The organism is Pseudomonas sp. AC463, from assembly GCF_979253585.1.
On sequence record NZ_CEEDDZ010000132.1, the window covers coordinates 1 to 437 of the forward strand.

1 protein-coding gene is annotated in these 437 nt (G+C 68.6%); it reads left to right on the forward strand.

The window, feature by feature from the left end:
• Positions 1-437: PLP-dependent transferase (locus AC0IYH_RS29440; protein WP_471837578.1), on the forward strand; the 437-nt coding region annotated here is incomplete at both ends.

Below are 437 nucleotides of genomic sequence, written 5' to 3' on the forward strand. Positions count from 1 at the left end.
TACCTGGGCGACGCCACTGTTCTTCCCGGCCATCGCCCGCGGCATCGACTATACGATCCTCGCCTGCACCAAATACGTCGTCGGTCATTCGGACGCGATGCTCGGCTCCGTCACCGCCGGTCCCGGCCGCTTCGCCGCCCTGCGCGACACCAGCTTTCAGCTTGGCCAGCATGTCGCCCCCGACGATGCCTTCCTCGGCAGTCGCGGGCTGCGCACGATGGCCGTCCGCCTGCGCCAGCATCAGGAGAGCGCGCTTGCGATCGCAGGCTGGCTCGACACGCGGCCGGAAGTGTCGGCGGTATACCACCCCGCGTTGCCGAACTGCCCCGGCCATGAGAATTTCGTGCGGGATTTCGCCGGCTCCAGCGGCCTGTTCTCGTTCGCCTTCGCGGGCGGGGACGACGCCGCGCGCACCGCCTTCATCGATACGCTCGACC